Raw genomic sequence first — 17333 nt, 5'->3', positions numbered from 1 at the left:
ATTTTGTTCAGTTTTCAAAGGTCTACAGATTAACGTTTGTCGCCTCTTTGTTACTCAATGAGACAACTTAATAATCATACCACCTACAATTTAACATGTCAACAACTTTTTTCAAAGCAATTTATTTTATCAAATCGAGATGTGCTGTCTTTGTTACGAGACAACTTTTATATAATAGCAACTTGAGCAAATGATGTCAACAACTTTTTTAAATATCATTTATTTAAAAGTGAGTTTTAAACAACCAATTCTCAACTGCCGGAATTCCATTAAACCATATCTAAAAAATGAAAACAAGTACTTTATATAAACACACTTAAAATAAGACGATTTTACCGGCTTAACGCTTTACAGGACGTTGTTTTAGGTGTACTTTATAATTGTTCTAATATAACGAAGGAGGAGTTATACATATGTTAATGACAAGTTCGAAAATTATGGCAGCCATCTTTACCGTAGTCTATGCAGTTTTAATCTACATGGTGGCAACAGGTCAAATGATGGGTGCTATGTACCTAATGGCAATTGGCATGTTTGCAGAATCACTTCTTTGTCTTATTCATTGTTTCAAGAATAATAAATAGGAGGAAATTAACATGAGTAACGTATATCACGATTATTTCTATGATAAAAACGGCTTCGATAATCTAGATGGCGGATACTTTCCTTTGAAGCACCCCGATGTTGCCGAAAAGCCTTTAGCTATCCCGGCTGTCTTAAAACCAGATCAAGTAGACGGAGACGATGTCTACTATACTATTACAGCTCAAGAGGGTTCCTCACAACTATTTCAGGGTGTTCCTACCAAAACTTGGGGATACAATACTGATTTACTTGGTGAAACAGTTGTACTTGAGACTGGTAAAACGTATCACGTCACCCTAAAGAATGAGTTAAGTGAAGTTACTACTTTCCACTGGCACGGATTAAACATCGTTGGTCCTTTTGATGATGGTGGTCCACATGCACCCGTTTATCCACATGGTGAACGTAAAATTACATTTACAGTTGATCAACCTTCAGCAACGATTTGGTTGCATCCACATCCATGTCCAGAAACAGCTCGCCAAGTTTGGAACGGATTAGCAACCCCTGTTGTTATTACTGATAAATATGAGCAATCACTTCATCTACCATCAGAGTATGGTGTGGATGATATTCCGGTTGTACTACAAGATCGAAGCTACTACGATAATCAGCTCGATTATAAGAAGAGTTATGACGTTGATGGTACTCTTGGTGAATTTCCATTGATTAATGGGACTCTTAAGCCAGTATTTGAAGTTACTAAGCCTGTCATGCGCTTAAGACTATTAAATGGTTCGAACCGACGTGAATGGCGTCTTCACTTTAGTGATAATCATCCCTTCACCCAAATCGGTAGTGATGGTGGACTATTACCAGAAGCAGTTGAGTTAGATCATTTGATGTTAACTTGTGCTGAGCGTGCAGATGTCCTGGTTGATTTTTCAGACTATAAGCCTGGCGATGAAATCACATTGCAAACTGACGACTTTAGCTTCTTGAAATTTAAGATCGGATCATTTGAAGCATCTCATATCAATTTACCATCACCTTTGGCTAAATTAGAAGAATTAACACCTGATTCAGACGAGACTTCATTCCACACAGTTATGTCCGGTATGGATGACGAAGTTCGTTTGGACGGCAAATTGTTCGATATGCAACGAATTGATACTAAGCAACAAATCAATACAACTAAGATTTGGGAAGTAACGAATACTAACGATATGGAAGGCGGAATGATTCATCCATTCCACGTTCACGGTTGTCAGTTCCAACTCATTTCCAGAAATGGCAAAGATGTCTATCCTAATGAACATGGTTGGAAGGATACTATCGGAGTTAACCCGAACGAAACAGTTAAGATTAAAATCAAATTCACCAAGCTTGGCGTGTTCATGTACCACTGCCATATCCTCGAACATGAAGATACTGGCATGATGGCTCAAATCGAAATCTTTGATCCTGATCATCCAATGACATACAAGCTATTATCGATGGATGATATGATGCACGAAAAATTGTAACAAAAAAAGATTCTTCTATAGAAGAGAACTCTATCGAAGAATCTTTTTATAATTTGAGAGAAGAGAGTTGTTAATATGCATTTAGAGAAGAAACAACAAAATTGGTTTGTGTTCACATTATTATTAGGAACATTCACCATGTCCATTAGTCAGTCTGCACTATCGACTGCATATCCAACCTTTATGAAGTACTTTAATTTACCAGCTAGTACAATTGCATGGTTAACTACTGGGTTCATGCTAATCATGTGTGTAGTTATGCCACTGTCACCTTGGCTTTTAAATAACATCAAGTTCAAAAAACTGTATTTATCTCTACTGGCTATCTTCCTAATTGGAACAATCATTATTATCTGGGCACCCTCATTTCCAATTGTGATGTTAGGTCGATTAATGGAAGGATTTAGTGTTGGTGTTTTATTTCCATCATATCAATCCGTTATTTTAGAAATCACACCTAAAGAGCGACGCGGTGCCACGATGGGAACTGTTGGACTAGTTATGGGTTCCGCATTAGCTGTTGGACCAATCGTATCTGGAATACTACTACAAATCTTCAATTGGCAATCAATCTTTGCTTTCTTCTTGATTTTGCTAACAGTCGTATTGGTTATAGCAACGCAAACGATGGTCAGTCCAATGAAGTTAAAGCCATCTAGCTTTGATTTTCTATCGGTCTTTCTATCACTAGGCATTATCGGGTTGCTTTACTTTATTAACGAACTGCCCAAACAAGGTGGACATTTAACTCTCTGGGTCATCTTAATCATTTCATTGGGATTACTTTACTTCTTTGTTCAACGCCAACTACATTCTGAAACACCATTACTCCATTTAGATGTTTTGAAAGTGGCTAATTTTGACTTAGGTGTTGCCCTAACCGCAATTTCTTACATGTCATTGATCACTATTACCGTAATCATGCCACTCTACTATCAACAAATCATCGGACTCTCTCCATTATGGTCTGGATTATCATTAGTACCGGCAGCTGCATTGCTATCTTGGTTAAATCGTCGAAGTGGTAAAATGGCTGACCGAGTTGGATTCAAGCGCGTTATGTTGATTGGTATCACCCTATTCATAATTGGATGGGGATTGTTGTTAGTAAACCCATTCACGCATAACTTATGGATTGCAATCATTGCGTCGATGATTATCGAATCCGGAAATGCTTTTGTTATGATGCCAGCCACAACTTTGGGTGCTAATTCCTTACCAAATGAACGCATTCCACATGGCTCATCAATCATTGCCACGTTCCGTCAGATCATGGGATCAACGGCCGTTGTGATTGCAACCGTCATTCTAGGACAATCTAATTTCAAAGGCGTGTTCCTCTTCTTCCTAGTTTTGGAACTTCTGGCCCTGTACTTTGCATTACAAATTAAAGATACTAAAAGTAATAAATAATTAATTAGAAATAAAAATGGATTGCAAAGTTAATTTGCAGTCCATTTTTAATTTATTTTACACGAGCCAGGAAATACTTCTTCTTACCACGACGAACAATCACAAACTTGCCGTCAAAATGGCTAGCAGGATCAATCTCAGCTTCGAGATCGGTCACCTTTTCACCATTAATACGGATAGCACCGTTAGTAATGTCTTCACGTGCTTGACGACGTGATGATTCAATCTTTGTAGTATCTACTAACCAAAGAACGATGTTTTCTTTTTTAGCATCTACTTCGACTGTTGGCATGTTCTTGAATCCTTGTTCAATTTCACTAGCAGTTAAATCACTAACTTCACCTGAGAAGAGAGCTGCAGAAATATGTTCAGCTTCTTCAACAGCCTTTTGGCCATGAACAAATCCTGTTACTTCTTGTGCCAAACGACGTTGTGCTTCACGTTTTTCAGGAGCAGTCTTAACAGTTTCAGCTAAACGGTCAATTTCGTCCTTACTCAAGAATGTAAAGTACTTCAAGAATTTAACAACATCACGGTCATCTTGGTTAAGCCAGAATTGGTAGAATTCGTAAGGTGTGGTTTTTTCTGGATCAAGCCAGATATTGCCACCTTCTGATTTACCGAATTTAGTACCATCAGCTTTTAATAACAATGGAATTGTTAGACCAAACACCTTAGCATCTTGGCCTTCCATACGATGGATCAAGTCAGTTCCGGAAGTGATGTTACCCCATTGGTCACCACCACCAATTTGTAGTTGAACGTCTTCTTCCTTGAAAAGGTGTAAGAAATCAACTGATTGCAAAATTTGGTATGTGAATTCAGTAAATGAAATACCAACTTCCAAACGGCTAGCAACGATATCCTTAGCCAACATAGTATTAACATTGAATAACTTACCGTAATCACGCAAGAAGTCTAACAATGAAATCTTTGATAACCAGTCACGGTTATTAACAATCCGGAAGTTTTCGTTGCCAAAGAACTTCAACATTTGTTTTGTTAAGGCAGCTTCGTTGTGTTTAACTTGTTCCATTGTTTGGAGCACTCGTTCAGATTTTTTACCTGATGGGTCACCGATTGATCCAGTTCCACCACCGATAACAATAACTGGTTTATGACCAGCTTCTTGGAATCTCTTCAAAATCATAAAAGGAATCAAATGACCAATATGCATACTATCCCCAGTAGGATCGATGCCGGCATACAAGCCAACAGCCTTTTCTTCGGTTAATTTTTTCAAACCATCTGCATCGGTTTGTTGGTTAATTGCTCCACGCCAGTCTAGCTCATCAATAATATTCATAATAATTCCTCCTCTTAAAATTTCGAATCAAATAAAAAAGTCCCAAATTCTTAAAAAGAATCAGGGACGAAATTTTCCGCGTTACCACCTTGAATTGAACATAAATGTTCCACTCGACATCGATAACGTGATGATCCGTTCATTATGAAAGCTCCGTAGTGTAATTCATTAATCAACCGTTGCTTAGTTTGCAGTAACCACTAAGTTTCTAATGTCCATGTTGACAACTACTATGCTACTTCGTCGCTTTGATATTATGCACAATTGTACGTAAGATTTGTATACCTGTCAACTACCGGCATGATTTTTCATTAATAATTCAGCTTTATTTATTTGATGCTTTTAAGTGTTTGATTAGAATAGGCAACTTCTGATTTGAAATATAGTTTTAAACCACTATCAATATGGTGTACTTTAAAAATCTTCATTCCAAGCGAAGTCAATCACACTAAAAATTTCTGTATTATTGCCAATTATTCTAACACTAAATCATCGTAGCAAAAAAGAACCCAAATTGGATTCTTATAATTTTGTTATTTGTAAATCGCCGTAAAATTATCATCGTCATTTTCGATCACTTTAATTAATGTATCTTTAGAAGTCAAATGCTTGGCAGGCATTTTTAACAACTGACCGTTACCCATTACAGTATTTACTTGATCATTTTTCAAAATAAGACCATTGTTTTTTACAAAATGTAATTTTACACCATGACTTGGCTTCAACTGTCCATTAGTAATAATAGCCTTAATACCTTCCTGATGTAATTTATTAGCTAAGCTACCATCTGACATTGTCCAGACATACACTGGAAAGTTATGTCCAATCAACTTCTTTAAATTAGATGGACTGGCAACATTTTGTCTAATACTGGCGACTACTGTATTTTTATTAGTTTTTAATTCTGTTAAGTGACTTAAATATTCAGAAGAAACCTGTTCACCTAAATACTCAAGATTAACTGTCGGATCAATATTTTTTACTTTTATTAAATCTTCAAAATTAAATCCTTCAACGCCTGTTTGCTTTTGTAACTTCTCATGTGCAACCATATTCATAACTTTTTTAACATTGCTGTCGCTTACAGCAACTCCATCACTTTCATCCTTGAACTCAATATGAATGAAAGCTTTTTTCTCCCTAGCTAATTTCAAAAAATTAGCCAGTGTAAGAATTTTTGTGTTCTTAAATTTCTTACCTTTTATAATACCAAAATCATATTTATCGTTTAACTCTTCTAATGTGCAATTTCTGACATAAACTGTTTTCGAAATTTTACTACCATTTTTATTACGAGCGACACGATTAATATAAGGATCATGAATCATAACCGGAACATCATCCGACGTATAATGAATATCCGCTTCCCAATCTTTATAGCCTAACTTTGTAGCTGCCGTATAAGCGGCTATCGATTCCTCCGGTGCTTCCACATTATATCCGCGATGTGCAATATAGACTAGCGGTTGGCTAACTTTACTTGGCTTCAAAAATGACTTTCCCGATACAGTCTTTACATCAGAAACTTTAAGCCACCCTAACTTGCGACCATCCATTTGAGCCCTAACATACTGCGCCTTAGATCCTGTTGATTCTTGCAAATCAACAGTAATATATTTGTGATTAATATTACTCAATGTTTTAGTACGCACATTAAATGAACCTGAATCAACGTGGTCAGAGACCGTAACTCTTCCGGCTTTATTAATAATTGCATTATACTTCTTAACATTCTTATATTTAGCAATTGGAACAACTGACTGCTTTAAAATCCAACCGCTCTTTCTGTTTGTTGCATAAATGTAAATATATATCTTATTTTTAAAACTACGTGTTTTCCCTGTACGAACAAGTCGATACCGCTTCGCTTGATCAAGATATACCAGTCTCTCGCGTTTATGTACTTTCACAATCTTATAAACTGATTCACGTGACCTCTTACTGCGTGCACTCAATTTAATAATTGAATTAGCCTTGATGCTTGCTGCATTAACTTTTGATACACCCGCTGAAAACATGGTTAGTCCACCAAACGCCATTAGTACTGTTAATAACTTATATTTTTTCATATTTATACCCCCACACACATATAATAGTCTTTTAAACTAAAAAAATCACTGCAAATTTGCAGTGATTAACCTTATTCTATTTAGCTAATTCGTAAATTGCATGTGCATAGATAACAGCAGCATTGACGATATCATCAATAGCCATGTACTCGTTAGCTTGATGCATCACATTTTCACGACCTGGGAACTGAGCACCGAAGGCAACACCACGGTCTAAAATACGTCCGTAAGTTCCGCCACCGATGACTTGTTCTTGACCCTTTTTACCAGTGTGTTCTTCATAAATATCCAAGAGTGTTTTAACTAATGGATCATCTGCAGGAACATAATGTGGTCCTTGGGCATGACCAGATAAACTGATTTTGGCATTGAATTCACTTAATTCTGCAGTAGCTTTATCAATTACCTTATCTGTATTAGTTGATTGTGGATAGCGTACATTAATAATAATGTGGCTATCTTCACCAGCCGTAAATTCAAACAAGTCAGGGCTGATTGTTAAATCACCCATCTTAGCGTCATCAGAGTTAATACCTAACTTGTGTCCACGAGAATCTAAGTGCATATAGTTAGCAATCACGTTCAAGAAATCATTTTTAACTGTATCAAATAGGAATTCAGCAAGGAAAGTAGCAGCGTTCAATCCAGCCTTTGGTTCCAAGGCATGTGCTGACTTACCAACTAAGTAGAACTTCAAATCATTGCCATCGCGAGTTATTTCACCAGTTAGTTGATTTTTAGCTAGATAATCGGCATAAATTTCTTTCAAACGATCATCACTGCTAGCATCTTCAGCCACAATTACAGCCGTGGCATCACGAGGAATCATATTTTCTTTAATTCCACTAGTGAAACTCTTCAAAGCTAAATCAGAGTCTGCGTTAATAGCAGGTAACTCTACTTTGAAAGAGGCAATTCCCTTTTCACCATTGATAATTGGAAATTCAGCATCAGGAGAGAAACCAAAATCAGGGGTCTTTTCCGTTGCCAAGTAACGTTCCATTCCGTACCATTCACTCTCTTCATCTGTACCGAAGATTAAGCGAATTTTTTTAGAAACAGGCAATCCAAGTTCCTTGATAATCAATAAACCAAGGTAAGCTGCCATTGAGGGGCCTTTATCATCACTAGCCCCACGAGCATAAATTCTGTCGTCTTTAATTACTGGTTCAAATGGATTAGTTTCCCAGCCATCTCCACCAGGAACTTCATCCATATGACCTAAAATTCCGAAGATTTCATCCCCATCGCCATATTCGATATGTCCAGCAACATTTTCAACATTCTTAGTTGTAAAACCATCTTCCTTAGCAAATCCCAGCATCGTTTCCAAAGCCTTACGTGGACCAGGTCCTAAAGGAGCCTCTTTTGTACCATGTTCTGTATCTCGTGAACTATCAATCTTTAGTAATTCAACTAAACGGGTTAACATTAAATCTTTTCGTGAATCTACTTCTGCTTGCCAGTCAATTGTCATTTTGATTTCCACCTTTGATTTTAATAGGTTAATTATACAGGAATTTGTTTTGAAACTGGTAGAAAAGTGAGTTTTATCAAACAAAAAAACCGAGCCATATTTAATATGAACTCGACTCATAATTCAAATTAGTGAAAAGCCACAAATATTTGATAAATACTAAGTACCGTGCTGAGGAGCACAACAATCACTTCACCCATGAAAGTTGGAAACTCCATAACAGCAAACGCATTAGCATCCGTTAAACGATTAGCTCTTCGACGAACTTTAACACTGAACCAGCAACCATAAGCTGCAATCAAGCACGCAAATGGAACGAAATACAAAATATTCTTATTCACTAATGCTGAGCTTGCCAAATTAAAAGGAACATTGCTCTTTAGCATCGGTGTTGTCAAAAATACTAGTAAAAGAGGTAAAAATGGAAAAACTCTCAGCCAAGTAAATCTTGTGAAAGCAACTGTTTGCATCCATTTAGGTAAATCATCCACCGTTAAATCCGTTACCCGAGCATCCATAATTTGCTTATGCGCTGTTTTAACTTTTTCTTCAGTTGAGACTTTATTTTTCTTATGTTTACTCAATGTTTCGGATCCTCTTTTCATTGTTATCAATGTCTATCATACCAAAAGCTGATTCAATTAAAAAATCTGCCAGTTCACAGGTAAACTGACAGATTCTTTTTTATTAAGCAGCTTTTGCATCATTTGCAGCTCTTGTTTCAGCTTCTTGTTTCAATGCTTCACGGTCGGCAATCTTAAAGAATGGATAGTAAATTGCACCACCAATAATAATGTTAACCAATTGAAGAATTGAGCCAGAAATCTTACCTGTTGCCAAGAATCCTGAAATGATTGGAGGAGTTGTCCAAGGAACGGCAACACCGAACGTCTTACCAACCAAACCATATTTCATTGAGAAGTATGTTGTGATGACAGAAACTAATGGAACTACAACGAATGGAATTGCCATAATAGGGTTCAAAACAATTGGCATACCAAACATAATAGGTTCATTGATGTTGAATAATCCAGGAACACCTGCTAAACGACCAATAGCCTTAAGGTTATCTGATTTAGCTAAGAACATTAACATCAAAGCTAATGAAATTGTTTCACCAGAACCACCAGCATGAACGAAGTTATCAAAGAATTGTTGTGTAACAACATTTGGTAATTCTTTGTGAGCTTTAGCAGCTTCAGCATTTTGTGTCATTTGTCCTAACCAGATTGGAGCCATGATACCACCAACAACGTTAGCACCATGAATACCAAACAACCATAGGAATGATACAAAGAATTCAGCAACCAAGGCACCCCAGATAGAACCACCAACGGCTGTTAAAGGTTTAGCCAAAATTACAGTAATAACATTTGGAATTGTCTTGAAGAATGTGAAGCTGATACCTAAACGTAATAGCCACATACCTAAGATAATAATGAATCCTGGAATTAAAGCTGAAAAAGCATATCCAACTGCAGGAGGAACTGTATCTGGCATCTTGAATTGCCAGTTTTTGTGAATCATCCAAACAAACGCATCAGTTACAAATAAACCGATAAGTAAGGCTTCGAATAATCCTAATGAACCTAATTGACCCAATGGAACCCAAGCAGCTCCTGTTTTGTCAATATTCAAAGGAATTGTTAGCATAAATGCAGCTAACGAAATCATACTTGCTGACAATGCATCAATGTCTCCATATGATTTAGCTAATTGATATGAAATACCAATAACAGCAACCATTCCGATGATACTGAATGTAGCATTTGTTGCCCAGCCCATAACTGTTGCCCAGTTAGGACCAAATACTTTTGCCATAAAGCTCAAGTAAGCTGGAATTGGGAATGAACTAACCAAAAGGAATGTTGATCCAATAATGATTAGAGGCATTACCAAAGCAAAACCATCACGTAAAGCAACTAAGTGACGAGATGCTGCAACTTTACCAGCAATTGGCATTAGCTTTTCTTGTAAAAAGCCACCACTCTTGTTATCACTCATCGTGAAAACCTCCTAAAATAAATTTATACCGTCATTCCAAACAAAAATTGCAAACCTATAATATAAAAATGTTATAAGGAACAACGAATATATTGATGAAAGCGGATTGATGTATTCGCTTTCATCACTGACTATACCACATGGTATACACCAATGAAACCGGTTTATATCAATTTTCCGATTTTGGAACTTATTTTTTTTCTACCATCTTGAAATCACTCCATGGTTGAATACTGTCTAAAATCATGACGTCTTCAGGTGCTACATGACCAATAACATTGATACGACCGTTATTTTCTAAGTCTTGAAAAGCAATCTGTGTTTCAGCTTTATATTGTCCGTACTCGTTATTCATTAATAGTACGTCACCTTTTTTAATTGGCTTTACATTATTAGCTGGAATGTCACTATCCTTAAACCAAACACGAGTCATTGAACTTCTGAGTACATAGTCCGAGTTATCACCACGGTACGTATGTTCACTATCAAAGATGATGTGTTTTTCTAAGTCACTGACACCATTTTCAGTTTCAACATGAAGCACAGGTACAGTAGCTTTGAATGCTTCAGCAGCCTCTTTTAAATCTGCTTCATTTGGAACAGCATTAGCAATCAATACATCATCAATTAAACCTAATTGCTTCAAATGCATAATTTGAGTAAATAGTGTCTTGCCACGATGCAATTCCAAAGAAACCATGCCATCTTGTAGTGGCCAAGGACCAAATGTTCCAGAAGGTGCATTTACAAATGCTGCAGTATTTAAATTGTATTTACGATATTGTTCTGAAGTTTGCTTAAAGTAGTCCAAGCCTAAACCGGTGTAACGTTGTGGATAAAAGTTATGAGATCCAATCAAATTTGAACGATCTGGTGAATAGTCCATAATTTGATCAATATAATGAGTTCCACGACTCATATTAACTTCAATTTTGAGTCCATAAGGATTATGGGTCATTCGTGCTTCTTCTTGACCAGTAAATCCTTCATCCAAACGAACTCCCCAAGCACCAATTTCAGTAAAGAACTTCAAATCGTCATACGTAACTCCGAGTTGTTTAAATAAACCAGGGTTAATATCAACCATTGTTTCCATACCAAGGCTATTACCATATTCAATTGCGGCTTTAAAGTCAGCTACAACTGCTTCTTGGTCACCTTTAATTTGTAGCAATGAAGTAAAAATTCTTTCATACCCATACTTGTGTGCTAAATCTAAATATTGCTTAGTTTCCTCTAAGCTCATCTTATCTGGATAAATCGAAACTCCTAAACGTCCCATGAAAATCCTCCTTATATAATATTGGACTATGCCAATGAATCCGTTTTCATTCTAGCATAAAAAAAAGTACAATCCAAATTAGAAATGAACTGTACTACATAGTTAATAATGAAATAATCAAGCTTATAACAATGGTTCCTGATAAAATTGCTAGGAAAACAAATTGGATTGGCACCATTCCAAAGAAATAACCATTACCCCATGATCCACCAAGTTTTTGATAATCTCTTGTATGATCCGCATCAATCCTTTTAGCATTCTCCTTTTGTATTTCCCTTGCTTTAGGTATCGCCCTAATACACCAGACGAACAAGTAACCAAACAAAGGTACAAAAAGCCAACCGGCAATTCTTGCAATCATAATATCATCTCCGCTTTCGTGTACTCATAAATTAAGGATAACTCTAAAGTAGCCAACCTAGCAAAGTTATAATACAGATAACAATGGCAAACGACATTATTCCAAATCCAATTGGCATCATGCCAGCATAGTTTCCATTCCCCCATGATCCAGCTAGTTTTTGATAATCCCTTGTATGAGCAGCATCAATTCTTTTGGCATTCTATCTAACAACCTGCATTGATTTAGGAATGCTTCTAATAAAGTAAATAAATAATATAACCAATAGAATAAGACCCATCCATCCTAAGACTTTCATATAAATCACTCCCAATCATTCTGAATCAAGAAACTATCTACGTTTAAAGTCATTAATATCAAATTGCTTACTATAAGATCTATACCTACTATTTTTTATATTAGGTAACCGATAAGACAGATTACTGCGATTATTAATATAAATGCGACCATTCCGAAATAGATTGGAGTATATCCTTCAAAATGACCATTACCCCATGATCCACCAAGTTTTTGATAATCTTTAGTGTGTGCTTCATCAATTCTTTTTGCATTATCTTTTTGTGTTTGAATAGCACGAGGAATTGCTCTAATAAGCCAAACAATCAAAGCTATAAGTAAAACTACTGCTAACCATCCTAAAATTTTCATAATATTACTTCCTTTCGTTCACTCTATAAAACTAGAACCCCGCAACCTTGGGAAACATTAATGCAAAACTTAGTCCAAATAATATTAATCCAAACATAAACCCTGACCAAATTCCCATAACAATAAATGCACTAGTTCCCTGGGTACCATTATGTCTAACGGTTCTGATTGATTTATAAGCTGACCAGAACTCCCAAAACGAACCACATAAAACAATAATTCCTAAGATAAATAGCATTTTTACCATCTCCGAAGTTTTTTATGTCTTATTAACCCTTTCGTTAATATAATAGTTCCAAACGTTTTATTATGCAAACGCTTTCGTAAACTTTTTTTGTTTTTTCAATTTGACGCTCAAACCCTATCAATGATACCTTTTAGAGTAGAAGAAAAACGGAGAAAGATAAACGTATGACTAATTTACTTGGTTTTATTAACGCAATGACAGATAACTTAGGTGAGCGTCCTTCTGAAATGGATTTGGCAATCTTTGCTCGGATCGCCTATTTACCATTTCAACTAGTATTAAAAGACTCTTCAGATACCAAGCCACTCACCTTGGCATGTGAGGAAATATTAGAAAATCTTTCTGATCATGAAGAACTATTACTTTTACCATCTGATAAACAGTTAATGGAGCGTTTAGCATATAGTAAACGCTATGCAAATGTTGAAATCACCAACTTTGTGAACTCCACTGATCGATCGGTCACTAAACAGTTCAGTGCCGTAACTTTATTGTTAGATCGATCATTCAAAGTAGTTAGTTTCCGTGGTACAGACGGAACATTAATTGGCTGGCGTGAAGATTTCAATTTAGTATTTCAATCTGACGTGGCCGCGCAAAAAGATGCTTTAATTTACTTGCACCAAGCATTGGAGTCCGACAACCGAAAATTATGGATAGTTGGTCATTCTAAAGGAGGAAATCTTGCCGTATACGCTACGGTCAAAGAAAATCTGGCATTACTATCACCACGCTTAATTCAGACCGTTAATTTTGATGGACCTGGTTTTCCGCAAGATTTAATTTCAAAAACCAGTGATAGCCCATATAGCAGTTTAATAACAACACTAATACCTCAACTATCAGTTTTTGGTATGTTGGGTAAATATCCTTTTGATCAGAGAATCGTTTTAAGTATTGGAAAAGGACTATGGCAACACGATTTGTATACTTGGCAATCAGATAAAGATGGTCGTTTCTTGGGAACTACAGGACTAAGAGATAGCAGTCATTTTATTAACCAAACGACTTCTGATATTTTAGAATCTACTTCCGTTGAAGAACGCCAAAAATTTATTGATACAATCTTTGAAACCTTTCAGAATATGGATTACGTGACGATTAAAGACGTGATGAAGAACTGGAATCAGGTTTTACAGATGATTAAGACCAAGTCGGGTGATGCTAGTCCGGTAACCAAAAAGTACATTAATCAGACCATTTCAACTTTGATGGCAGTTATTATTAAGAATATTTCAGGGTTGAATCCACATCGAAAATAGGATTATTGGAGGGAGTGCTGTCTTTGGGATGGTGCTTTTTTTTGCAATTGGCTCTGTTCTTAATGGCTGAAACGCGAAAAGTAACTCAATCCCCTGTGCCTAGCTACAAAAACGCAAACATCCCCAAGTATGGGATATTGGCGTTTTCTATGCTATGCTCGGTGATTACCCGAGTTACTTTACGCTCTACTTGAATTTCACCGCTGTTCCGTATGCTGCGACTGTTTCCATATCGTCACGGATTGAATCGGAATCAAAACGCATCATTACTACAGCGTCTGCTCCCATTTCTTCAGCATTTGATCTTAAACGGTCAATCGCAATGTCACGAGCTTCTGATAGAAGTTCTGAATATGCTTTAATTTCACCACCGACAATATTCTTAAAGCCGGCACCAATGTTTTTAACTACGTTCTTTGATTGTGTGGTTAAACCGAATACTTCCCCTATAATTTCATAATCCTTACCAGGAACAGTCTCAGTTGTAGTTACTAGAATTTTTGCCATAAATAATCCCTCCAATTTATAATATGGTTCGAAATCATTATATCGCTTTCATTGCTTTTGTAACACTATTTAGCAGTTAGCTTCACACTACCGGAATGACTTTTAGCTCGTAAAACATTCTGCGTATCCGGATCGCCAATTGTGCCAATCACATAGGCACTACCTGTACTGCTTAAACTAACTTTACGATCGACCACCACGCGACCACTGTCCGTGCTCATTTCTAACTTAGCGTTAACTTGTGAATCGAGGTCTAATCTAATCGAACCACTATTAGCCTAAATATTAGTTTTACCAATCAGTTAATCAATGCCAAGGCGCGCACTACCACTGCGAACTAAAATATCCCCTGTCCCAGCGAAATGATTCATTTGCAACGCTCCACTATGGACTGTTAATCCAAGACGACCAGTAATATAGTTCAAGTTAACCCGACCACTCTTCGCATCGATTGTAAGATTAGGTGCTGAAATGGTATCAGCAGTCAATGTACCAGAGCTAACTAGTACGGTTGCTTTGTTAATTAAAACTGTATCCATTCGAACGCTACCACTACGAGCTTTGAGTTGAAGATTTAAATCTTCATTCTTAATATTGCGAACATCTACCCGTCCATCACGTGCTTCCAAATTCAGGTTACCTTTAAAACTATGTGGTACCAAGATTTCGGTACGCACTTTCAACCAATGAAGTCTTGGACGAACTCCTTCTCTAATATCAAGCTCATCCCCATACTGATTAGATTGGAGATAATAACGTTCATTATCGCGACTCATATACTCGTTAATCGTAAGTTGATCCTCACTAGTTTCACGTACCATAAAAATAGCTGAGCGGTATGCGATATTAATTTCAGAAAGGTTACTTACATCAAAGCTTTTCGAATTAACTAAGTCTAGATTACTAGGAAAAGAATCCACTGCTTCAAATTTGCCAATATGAACGTGATTTTCGTCAATATCTAAGAAGCCATTGAACATATTCACACGATTGCCATCGACTTGTAGAAATTTCCCAAGATTTACTCGGTCACCATCAATAATAGTTTGTTTGCCAATGCGCACTTCTGAGTCATCAATTTCCAATTCACCAAACTTAAAAAATGGATCATTATTATGGTCATTTTCGGCTTTTTCATCGGATGCTTGATCATCGTTAATTTCTTCTATTAACTCATCCACTGGGCCAAGTTGTTTGAATGCAGCACTGATAGCTTCGTCTTCAGACTTGCCATCCTTAATGTTGTCGTTCGTAAATTCCATTAAATCTGCCATCAGCTCTTCTTTAAGTTCCGTCAGCGTATTTGATGGTACCGCCTTAATAAAGAGTTAATCCAACTTTGTTCTGATTTTAGTTTCAATATCAGTCATCATTCTTCCCCCTGTAGCAATTGATCAATGATTCGTTTTGAAAAATTCCAATTTTCGATATTTTCTTTTAGCGCTGATTTACCATGATCTGTAATTCGGTAGTACTTCCGGCGTGATCCTTGCGTTTCATCGCCCCAGTATCCTTCAATATCCTGATTCTTTTCTAGTCGACGAAAGACCGTATACAGCGTTGCTTCATTGATTGAATATGCTTCATTACTACGTTCTTTGATTTTTTTAGCGATTGCATAACCGTAGCTATCGCCCTCATTTAAAAAGTTTAAAACTAACATATCGGTGTTGCCTCGGATTAAATCCTTCGTTAATTTTTCTGCCATATTAATCCTCTCCTTGATAAAAATCACTTTAGCACACACTACTTTGTGTGTCAAAGTAATGTGTCTGAAAATAGTGTTTAAAATATCAAAATAATCTGTATCTGTGGTATCCTAGTAATTATTAAAAAATAATTAAAAGGGGTTCTACAATATGGCAAATGAATATCCACAAGCAATGACAATCGCTGGTTCTGATAGTGATGGCAGTGCCGGCATGGAAGCTGACATGAACACATTTCTTAGACGCGATGTATACGGAATGTGTGTCTTGACCGCAGCTGTTGCCGGAAACTCATATGGTATTCAGGCTAGCACTGCTATGCCAATCGATTTTGTTAACCAAGAATTTCAATCAATTGCGGATGATTTCAAAGTCCGTTCAGCAAAAACCGGTATGTTAGCCGGTTCCGCTATGATTAAAACTGTTGTCGAAAATGTCAAAAAATTCGATTTTGGCCCACTAGTCGTTGACCCAGTTATTATCACCAAACACGGGGCTATGCTACTTGAAGAAGATGCCTATCAGACTTTTAAGGAGCTTTTAATTCCATTGGCTACTGTTATTACACCTAATTACTTTGAGGCTGTAAAACTAACTGATATGGAAATTAAGACGGATGAAGATGTAAAAGAAGCTGCTCACAAGCTTCAAAAGATGGGTGCTAAAAACGTAATGCTCAAGGGACAACATCAAGATCCTGATCAAACTGAAGTACGAGACTTCGTTCTTTTGGAAGACGGTAAAGAATTCTGGCTAAGTGAACCATATGTTAATACCGACCGCGTAAACGGAACTGGTGACACACTTTCAGCATGTATCTGTGCTGAAATCGCCAAAGGTGTCGACATTGAAACTGCTATTCGAACTGGTAAAACATGGGTTACTGCAGCTATTGCTAATCCTGTTGAAGTTGGTCACAAATTTGGCCCAGTTAACTTAGTTAAGAAATAAATCAAAATTAAAAGCCTACCAATGCGCTCGGCCCTGTCAAGTTGAC

General features: G+C 36.7%; 18 protein-coding genes and 1 other annotated feature. Of the genes, 5 read left to right on the top strand and 13 right to left on the bottom strand.

The window, feature by feature from the left end:
- Positions 1–413 precede the first annotated feature (413 nt).
- The 3 genes from IV88_RS09265 (at position 414) to IV88_RS07585 (ending at position 3464) form a co-directional block, all read left to right on the top strand.
- A complete protein-coding gene (locus tag IV88_RS09265) occupies positions 414–584 on the top strand; it encodes a hypothetical protein (RefSeq protein ID WP_157059331.1) in 171 nt (56 codons plus the stop codon).
- Positions 585–596: 12 nt separating this feature from the next.
- Complete coding sequence (locus IV88_RS07590) at positions 597–2051, top strand: multicopper oxidase family protein (protein ID WP_057800305.1); 1455 nt, start codon at positions 597–599, stop codon at positions 2049–2051.
- A 75-nt stretch (positions 2052–2126) separates the two neighbouring features.
- The gene (locus IV88_RS07585; RefSeq protein ID WP_057800304.1) at positions 2127–3464 is read left to right on the top strand and encodes an MFS transporter; all 1338 of its coding nucleotides are present in this window, start codon (positions 2127–2129) and stop codon (positions 3462–3464) included.
- A 52-nt stretch (positions 3465–3516) separates the two neighbouring features.
- On the opposite strand, the gene tyrS is transcribed toward IV88_RS07585, so the two are convergent.
- The 9 genes from tyrS to IV88_RS07540 all read right to left on the bottom strand — a co-directional run bounded on the left by tyrS (position 3517) and on the right by IV88_RS07540 (position 12849).
- Positions 3517–4770 carry a tyrosine--tRNA ligase gene (gene tyrS / locus IV88_RS07580; protein WP_057800303.1) on the bottom strand — a complete coding sequence of 418 codons (1254 nt, stop codon included), beginning with the start codon at positions 4768–4770 and terminating at the stop codon, positions 3517–3519.
- 59 nt (positions 4771–4829) lie between these two features.
- Positions 4830–5023, bottom strand: a binding site (T-box leader).
- Positions 5024–5303: 280 nt separating this feature from the next.
- Entirely contained in the window at positions 5304–6839 is a 1536-nt protein-coding gene (locus IV88_RS07575; RefSeq protein WP_057800302.1) for a glycerophosphodiester phosphodiesterase, read from the bottom strand.
- Between the two features lie 76 nt (positions 6840–6915).
- Positions 6916–8316, bottom strand: a complete 1401-nt coding sequence (gene pepV / locus IV88_RS07570; RefSeq protein ID WP_057800301.1) for a dipeptidase PepV — start codon at positions 8314–8316, stop codon at positions 6916–6918.
- Between the two features lie 128 nt (positions 8317–8444).
- Complete coding sequence (locus IV88_RS07565; RefSeq protein ID WP_057800300.1) at positions 8445–8900, bottom strand: hypothetical protein; 456 nt, start codon at positions 8898–8900, stop codon at positions 8445–8447.
- A 103-nt stretch (positions 8901–9003) separates the two neighbouring features.
- Entirely contained in the window at positions 9004–10320 is a 1317-nt protein-coding gene (gene celB / locus IV88_RS07560) for a PTS cellobiose transporter subunit IIC (protein ID WP_057800299.1), read from the bottom strand.
- A 190-nt stretch (positions 10321–10510) separates the two neighbouring features.
- On the bottom strand, positions 10511–11602 hold the full coding sequence (locus IV88_RS07555; protein WP_057800298.1) for a DUF871 domain-containing protein: 1092 nt from the start codon (positions 11600–11602) through the stop codon (positions 10511–10513).
- Between the two features lie 94 nt (positions 11603–11696).
- A complete protein-coding gene (locus IV88_RS07550; RefSeq protein ID WP_057800297.1) occupies positions 11697–11963 on the bottom strand; it encodes a hypothetical protein in 267 nt (88 codons plus the stop codon).
- Between the two features lie 393 nt (positions 11964–12356).
- Positions 12357–12611, bottom strand: a complete 255-nt coding sequence (locus IV88_RS07545) for a hypothetical protein (RefSeq protein WP_057800296.1) — start codon at positions 12609–12611, stop codon at positions 12357–12359.
- Between the two features lie 31 nt (positions 12612–12642).
- Complete coding sequence (locus IV88_RS07540; RefSeq protein ID WP_057800295.1) at positions 12643–12849, bottom strand: hypothetical protein; 207 nt, start codon at positions 12847–12849, stop codon at positions 12643–12645.
- 173 nt (positions 12850–13022) lie between these two features.
- On the opposite strand from IV88_RS07540, the gene IV88_RS07535 reads away from it, so the two are divergent.
- Positions 13023–14120 carry an Mbeg1-like protein gene (locus tag IV88_RS07535; protein ID WP_057800294.1) on the top strand — a complete coding sequence of 366 codons (1098 nt, stop codon included), beginning with the start codon at positions 13023–13025 and terminating at the stop codon, positions 14118–14120.
- Between the two features lie 186 nt (positions 14121–14306).
- On the opposite strand, the gene IV88_RS07530 is transcribed toward IV88_RS07535, so the two are convergent.
- The 4 genes from IV88_RS07530 to IV88_RS07520 all read right to left on the bottom strand — a co-directional run bounded on the left by IV88_RS07530 (position 14307) and on the right by IV88_RS07520 (position 16335).
- The gene (locus tag IV88_RS07530; protein ID WP_057800293.1) at positions 14307–14627 is read right to left on the bottom strand and encodes a heavy metal-binding domain-containing protein; all 321 of its coding nucleotides are present in this window, start codon (positions 14625–14627) and stop codon (positions 14307–14309) included.
- Positions 14628–14692: 65 nt separating this feature from the next.
- On the bottom strand, positions 14693–14848 hold the full coding sequence (locus tag IV88_RS09260; protein ID WP_157059330.1) for a hypothetical protein: 156 nt from the start codon (positions 14846–14848) through the stop codon (positions 14693–14695).
- Positions 14849–14929: 81 nt separating this feature from the next.
- Positions 14930–15925, bottom strand: a complete 996-nt coding sequence (locus IV88_RS07525; protein ID WP_261793394.1) for a DUF4097 domain-containing protein — start codon at positions 15923–15925, stop codon at positions 14930–14932.
- Positions 15926–15996: 71 nt separating this feature from the next.
- Entirely contained in the window at positions 15997–16335 is a 339-nt protein-coding gene (locus IV88_RS07520; protein ID WP_057800291.1) for a PadR family transcriptional regulator, read from the bottom strand.
- 151 nt (positions 16336–16486) lie between these two features.
- On the opposite strand from IV88_RS07520, the gene thiD reads away from it, so the two are divergent.
- Entirely contained in the window at positions 16487–17287 is an 801-nt protein-coding gene (gene thiD, locus IV88_RS07515; RefSeq protein ID WP_057800290.1) for a bifunctional hydroxymethylpyrimidine kinase/phosphomethylpyrimidine kinase, read from the top strand.
- Positions 17288–17333 lie beyond the last annotated feature (46 nt).

This window comes from Pediococcus argentinicus, from assembly GCF_001437605.1.
Classification (GTDB): Bacteria; Bacillota; Bacilli; order Lactobacillales; family Lactobacillaceae; genus Pediococcus; species Pediococcus argentinicus.
Note: the sequence above shows the minus strand (reverse complement) of the source record. Positions and strands in the feature narration are given on the sequence as shown.

Coding starts and splice junctions, on each gene's coding strand:
- IV88_RS09265 (WP_157059331.1), top strand. CDS start 414: ATGTTAATGACAAGTTCGAAAATTATGGCAGCCATCTTTACCGTAGTC.
- IV88_RS07590 (WP_057800305.1), top strand. CDS start 597: ATGAGTAACGTATATCACGATTATTTCTATGATAAAAACGGCTTCGAT.
- IV88_RS07585 (WP_057800304.1), top strand. CDS start 2,127: ATGCATTTAGAGAAGAAACAACAAAATTGGTTTGTGTTCACATTATTA.
- tyrS (WP_057800303.1), bottom strand. CDS start 4,770: ATGAATATTATTGATGAGCTAGACTGGCGTGGAGCAATTAACCAACAA.
- IV88_RS07575 (WP_057800302.1), bottom strand. CDS start 6,839: ATGAAAAAATATAAGTTATTAACAGTACTAATGGCGTTTGGTGGACTA.
- pepV (WP_057800301.1), bottom strand. CDS start 8,316: ATGACAATTGACTGGCAAGCAGAAGTAGATTCACGAAAAGATTTAATG.
- celB (WP_057800299.1), bottom strand. CDS start 10,320: ATGAGTGATAACAAGAGTGGTGGCTTTTTACAAGAAAAGCTAATGCCA.
- IV88_RS07555 (WP_057800298.1), bottom strand. CDS start 11,602: ATGGGACGTTTAGGAGTTTCGATTTATCCAGATAAGATGAGCTTAGAG.
- IV88_RS07550 (WP_057800297.1), bottom strand. CDS start 11,963: ATGATTGCAAGAATTGCCGGTTGGCTTTTTGTACCTTTGTTTGGTTAC.
- IV88_RS07545 (WP_057800296.1), bottom strand. CDS start 12,611: ATGAAAATTTTAGGATGGTTAGCAGTAGTTTTACTTATAGCTTTGATT.
- IV88_RS07540 (WP_057800295.1), bottom strand. CDS start 12,849: ATGCTATTTATCTTAGGAATTATTGTTTTATGTGGTTCGTTTTGGGAG.
- IV88_RS07535 (WP_057800294.1), top strand. CDS start 13,023: ATGACTAATTTACTTGGTTTTATTAACGCAATGACAGATAACTTAGGT.
- IV88_RS07530 (WP_057800293.1), bottom strand. CDS start 14,627: ATGGCAAAAATTCTAGTAACTACAACTGAGACTGTTCCTGGTAAGGAT.
- IV88_RS09260 (WP_157059330.1), bottom strand. CDS start 14,848: ATGAGCACGGACAGTGGTCGCGTGGTGGTCGATCGTAAAGTTAGTTTA.
- IV88_RS07520 (WP_057800291.1), bottom strand. CDS start 16,335: ATGGCAGAAAAATTAACGAAGGATTTAATCCGAGGCAACACCGATATG.
- thiD (WP_057800290.1), top strand. CDS start 16,487: ATGGCAAATGAATATCCACAAGCAATGACAATCGCTGGTTCTGATAGT.